This window comes from Ilumatobacter sp. (assembly GCF_049588435.1).
Classification (GTDB): domain Bacteria; phylum Actinomycetota; class Acidimicrobiia; order Acidimicrobiales; family Ilumatobacteraceae; genus Ilumatobacter_A.
This window is the reverse complement of the sequence record NZ_JBAVYV010000310.1, coordinates 1-4,804: the sequence shown is the minus strand read 5'-3', so window position 1 is coordinate 4,804 and position 4,804 is coordinate 1. Positions and strand designations below refer to the sequence as shown.

General features: G+C 67.7%; 6 protein-coding genes. All 6 read right to left on the bottom strand.

Going from position 1 to position 4,804, the window contains the following annotated elements; translation table 11 throughout:
• Positions 1-102: 102 nt before the first annotated feature.
• Positions 103-1,524, bottom strand: coding sequence for an FAD-binding oxidoreductase (locus WBV89_RS12015; RefSeq protein ID WP_423981588.1), 1,422 nt, complete (start codon positions 1,522-1,524; stop codon positions 103-105).
• On the bottom strand, positions 1,521-1,850 hold the full coding sequence (locus WBV89_RS12010) for a hypothetical protein (RefSeq protein ID WP_423981587.1): 330 nt from the start codon (positions 1,848-1,850) through the stop codon (positions 1,521-1,523). The genes WBV89_RS12015 and WBV89_RS12010 overlap by 4 nt, the downstream gene beginning before the upstream one ends.
• Positions 1,850-2,296, bottom strand: coding sequence for a DUF948 domain-containing protein (locus WBV89_RS12005; RefSeq protein ID WP_423981586.1), 447 nt, complete (start codon positions 2,294-2,296; stop codon positions 1,850-1,852). Before WBV89_RS12005 ends, WBV89_RS12010 begins: the two co-directional genes overlap by 1 nt.
• The gene (locus WBV89_RS12000) at positions 2,293-3,597 is read right to left on the bottom strand and encodes a replication-associated recombination protein A (protein ID WP_423981585.1); all 1,305 of its coding nucleotides are present in this window, start codon (positions 3,595-3,597) and stop codon (positions 2,293-2,295) included. Before WBV89_RS12000 ends, WBV89_RS12005 begins: the two co-directional genes overlap by 4 nt.
• The gene (locus tag WBV89_RS11995) at positions 3,597-4,037 is read right to left on the bottom strand and encodes an NUDIX domain-containing protein (RefSeq protein ID WP_423981584.1); all 441 of its coding nucleotides are present in this window, start codon (positions 4,035-4,037) and stop codon (positions 3,597-3,599) included. Before WBV89_RS11995 ends, WBV89_RS12000 begins: the two co-directional genes overlap by 1 nt.
• A 19-nt stretch (positions 4,038-4,056) precedes the next feature.
• Positions 4,057-4,804: tetratricopeptide repeat protein (locus tag WBV89_RS11990; protein ID WP_423981583.1), on the bottom strand; the 748-nt coding region annotated here is incomplete at its 5' end.

Below are 4,804 nucleotides of genomic sequence, written 5' to 3'. Positions count from 1 at the left end.
GACAGGAGGAACCGACGCTCGATGCGAACTCCTCGATCGATCGATTCATGTCTGCCATCCCACGTCCTTCATCTCCCGCGCGTCATCGCGACGACACCCGGCTCAGATCCACGCGCCCTCGGGCGCGACATGGAGATCAGCACAGGTTGCCGGATTCGGCAGCACCTTGTCCGGATTGGCGATCAGTTGGGGGTCGAAGGCAACACGCAGGGACTCCTGCGCAGCCAAGTCGACCGCGGAGAAGAGCAGCGGCATCAGGTCGCGTTTCTCGAGCCCGATTCCGTGCTCGCCGGACAACACTCCCCCGACAGCCACCGAGAACGCCACGATCTCTCGTCCCGCGGCGTGGACCTTGTCGACCATCCCCTCCTCACGTGCGTCGTAGACCAGCAGGGGGTGCAGGTTGCCGTCGCCCGCGTGGAAGACGTTGATGACGTCGATCCCGTACCGCGCCGTGATCTCGTAGACCTTCTCGATCACCTCGGCGAGTCGAGCCCGCGGGACCACGGTGTCGTGAAGGTAGTAGTTCGGTTTGATGTTCGCCACCGCGCCGAACGCTCCCTTCCGGGCCTTCCACAGTTCGCCACGCTCACCGTCATCGGCGGCCACGCGGACACCGGCGACCCCCCGCGCCTCGGCCAGTGTCCGGATGTGCTCGACCTCGAACGCCACCTGCCCGCTCCTGCCGACGCATTCGATGAGCAGTGCGGCCGCCGAATCGACGGGAAGCCCGATGTGCAGCCACGCCTCGACCGCCTGCAGACAGAGTCGGTCCATCATCTCGACCGCCGCGGGCACGATTCCGGCAGCGACGATGTCGCTCACGAGTTGAGCGCCATCACCCACCGAGTCGAACTCCATCAACATGGTCGCCACGTCGGGAGGGTTCTGCATCAGCCGCACGCACACCTTCGTGGCCACGCCGAACATGCCCTCGGAGCCGACGAATGCTCCGCGGAGGTCGAGCCCATCCGGTTCGGGCTCCTCGCCGCCGAGCATCGTGACCGTTCCATCCGGAAGCACGACCTCCAGACCGAGGATGTGCGCGCTCGTGACCCCATCGGCGAGACAGTGGGGCCCACCGGAATTGTTGGCCACGTTTCCACCGATCGAACAGGTCTGCTGACTGCTCGGATCGGGGGCGAAGTGGACACCGAGGTGCGCGATCTGCTTCGACAGATCGAGATTGAGAACGCCGGGCTCGACCCACGCCTGCCGGTTCTCGGCATCGACGGAGAGGATCCGGTTCATCTTCGACGTGGAGATGACGATCGCCCCATCGGGAGGAACCGCTCCCCCGGCGAGGCCGGTGCCCGATCCACGGGCGAGAAACGGCACGCCGAAACGCGCGGCGACCTCGACCGCCGCCTGCACGTCGGCCGTGGTCTCGGCGAACACGACGACGCCCGCTCGACCGGTCATGTTCGACGCGTCGCGTCGGTACAGCCGGGTCTCGGTCGCCCCCGATCGAACGCGACCGGGGTCGATCCGCTCGCGCAGCGCGGCGATGACCGAGTCGTTCACTTCGGACGCATGACGATGACGCGGCCCGATTCGACCTCGACCCCGTCGACGAACACCTGGTCACCCGGCGAGACGTGTTCGGACAGCTCGACGAGACGACCGTCGCGGCGCGCTTTGAGCTCGTCCTCGTGCTGTGTCATCGCCTCGCGTCCCTCACGGAGCGCTCCGACGACGTGGAGCGCAGACTGTTTGGTGCGCGAGGCGGCAGATCGGGCGACGCCCGCCGGCGACACCTGCGCCGCCTTCTCCTTGACCTTCTTCTTCGCGTAGCTCGCACCGGCTGCTCCTGCGGCGACGCCGCCCACGAACCATGTCACTCGCTTCATCACGCTCGTTTCCTTCCCGTTGGGGTGGGCAGCTCGTCACTCGGTGTTCGACCGACTTCGATCACGCTGCTTCCGGTTGGCTTGCGACGCAAGCGCGCCATCGTGCGCGAGGCGCCGCGCGCGAGCCCCGCTGCTTTGATCGCCGGCGACGAGAACGCTGAACGTGCGACGGTGGAGCCGACGGCGTCACCGATCGCCTCGGCCGAACCGAGGACGCGATCGAATCGTTCGAGGTCGTGGCGAGCCTCGTCGACCGACTCCCGAGCTTCATCGGCGGAGATCCGCAGGTCGTCGATGAGCATTCGGGTCTCGTCGCGGAGATCGTCGACCTCGGATCGCAACGCCCGCAGCGTGTCGAGCACGCGGAGGAGCACGACGATCAGAGCGGCGAATCCGATGCTGAGCAGCACCGCGGCCAGCACGACGACGAGATCGGCGGCGGTCATTCGGGTCGCTCCGTCGTCGGCGGGTTCATGCGTCGAGCCATTCGCTCGGCCACTGCACGTTCGTCACCGTGATCGGAGGGGTCGTACCAGCGTCGTTCGACCAGGCCATCGGGAAGGTACTGCTGCTCGACCCAACCGGCGTCATGGTCGTGAGGATACCTGTAGCCGTCGCCATGGCCGAGCGCAGCCGCACCCTGATAGTGGGCGTCACGGAGGTGCGCGGGCACCTCGCCGAGCGCGCCGTCGCCGATGGCCGCTCGAGCGTTCCAGATCGCGAGGGCGGCACGGTTGCTCTTCGGCGCGGTCGCCAGGTGGATCACGGCATGCGCGAGGTTCAGCTGCGCTTCGGGGAGACCCACGTGTTCCACTGCACTCGCCGCGGCAACGGCGATCTCGAGGCTCCGCCCGTCCGCCAGGCCGACGTCTTCACTCGCGAAGATCACCATTCGGCGAGCGATGAATCGGGCGTCCTCCCCTGCCTCGAGCATCCGCGCGAGCCAGTACACCGCAGCGTCGGGGTCCGAACCGCGCATCGACTTGATGAACGCGCTGACCACGTCGTAGTGATCATCGCGTCCGTATCGCAGCGCGCTGGTCCCCAACGCGGCCTCGACGTGTTCGAGTTGCACGCGCGTGTAGTCGGACAGGGCGCAGGCGACCTCGAGCGAGGTGAGCACCTGGCGCCCGTCGCCTCCCGATCGGTCGACGAGCAACCGGACCGCGTCCTCGTCGGCGACGGCACCCTCCGCTTCGAGCCCCCGTCGGATCAGCACCTCGATGTCAGCGGGCTCGAGCGGTTCGAGCCGGAACAGAGTCGAGCGACTCCTCAGCGGCGCGTTCACCTCGAAGAACGGGTTCTCGGTCGTGGCCCCGATCAGTGTCAGCGTCCCGTCCTCGACGGCGGGCAGGAGCGCGTCCTGCTGGGCCTTCGAGAAGCGGTGGATCTCGTCGAGGAAGAGGATCGTCCCCTGCCCACGCTCGCCGAGGCGTTGACGGGCACGTTCGATGGTCTCGCGGACATCCTTGACCCCGGCGGTGACAGCGGACATCTGCTCGAATGCCCGGTCGGTGGTTCCGGCGACAGCGAGCGCGAGTGTCGTCTTGCCGGTTCCGGGCGGACCCCACAGCAGTGCCGAGGTGAGTCGGTCTGACTCGACGAGCCGTCGCAGGGGACGACCGGGGCCGACCAGGTGGGTCTGTCCGACCACGTCGTCGATCGACCGTGGACGCAATCGGGCGGCGAGCGGCGCCCGGGTCAATTTGGCCGTCTCCGCAGCCGCAGCGAAGAGGTCGTCGGACATCAGCTCTGATCCGGCACCAGCACGCGCGCGTACGACGAGCGACGGAATTCGACCACGTTCTCGGCCAGCCAACCCGGCTTGACCCATTTCCACGACGTGAACTCGACGCCGTCGGGCTCGGGCTCGATCTTGTCGCTCGTCACGCGGAACGTGAACCAGCGCTGGACCTGACCGAGGCGCCCGTTCTTCCGCGGGCCATCCGGCCACTCGTACGCCGTCCATTCGGGAAACTCGCCCACGAGCGACACGTCGTCACCGGAGAGTCCGGTTTCCTCCGCGAGCTCTCGCCACGCAGCTTCGACGGGGGTCTCCCCCTGATCGATCCCACCCTGCGGCAGCTGCCACTCGCCGGGAAGATCGGCTCGTTCGAACGCCATCACGCGGCCGTCGTCGTCGGTGACGACCGCGACGACGTTGGCGCGAAAGTGCAGACTGCCCATCGCTTCGAGGCTACGGCGCTCAGCGCCCGAGCCCGCGGAGGCGGTCCTGGACGTCGACGAAGTCGGGTGCCTCGTCGGCGACGGCCCCGAACCAGCGACGGGCGGTGATCGTCTCACCGAGCCGGTCGTAGAGGTCACCGAGCACATACCACTCGCGCAGGTGATGATCACGGACTCGCTTCGGCGCCTTGCGTCCGTCCTGCATCACCGCGATTGCTCCCGCGATGTCACCCTGGTCCGCCAATGAATTGGCCATCACGATACGACCCTCGGACATCACGTCCTGGGACGGCGAAGCCGCCTTGATCTGGTTCCACACGCGCTCGACCGCCGACCAGCGACGCAGCCCACGGTACGAGTCGGCGATGACCGGGAGGAGCGCAGGATTCTCGTGGAGCTCCTGTGCTTGCTGCAGCGCGGCGACGGCAGGTTTGTAGCGTCCGAGGCGATACGACGCCAGACCGAGCACCTCCTGCACGGCTGAGACGAGCGGCGCTTCTTTGGCGATCGAAGCCGAGATCCGGCGTGCCTCGTCGAAGCGCTCACGGTCGAGTGCTTCCGACGCCTGAGCGAGACGCTCGGACAGCCGGGCACCACGCTGGTTTCCCAGCGCGTCGACGAGCTCGGCGCCGATGTCGGGGTCCAACGGTCGCGGGTCGCGGCGCACGTTCGTCTCGGAGCCGGCCCGCTGCGCGGCGGCGGTCGCCACATCGCGGACGGACCCCTCGTCGATCCATTCCTCGGTCACGCGTTCGTCCGCCCAGCGG

Bases quoted from the DNA above. Each gene is read 5' to 3' on its own strand.
- WBV89_RS11995 (WP_423981584.1), bottom strand. From the start codon at position 4,037: ATGGGCAGTCTGCACTTTCGCGCCAACGTCGTCGCGGTCGTCACCGAC.
- WBV89_RS12005 (WP_423981586.1), bottom strand. From the start codon at position 2,296: ATGACCGCCGCCGATCTCGTCGTCGTGCTGGCCGCGGTGCTGCTCAGC.
- WBV89_RS12000 (WP_423981585.1), bottom strand. From the start codon at position 3,597: ATGTCCGACGACCTCTTCGCTGCGGCTGCGGAGACGGCCAAATTGACC.
- WBV89_RS12010 (WP_423981587.1), bottom strand. From the start codon at position 1,850: ATGAAGCGAGTGACATGGTTCGTGGGCGGCGTCGCCGCAGGAGCAGCC.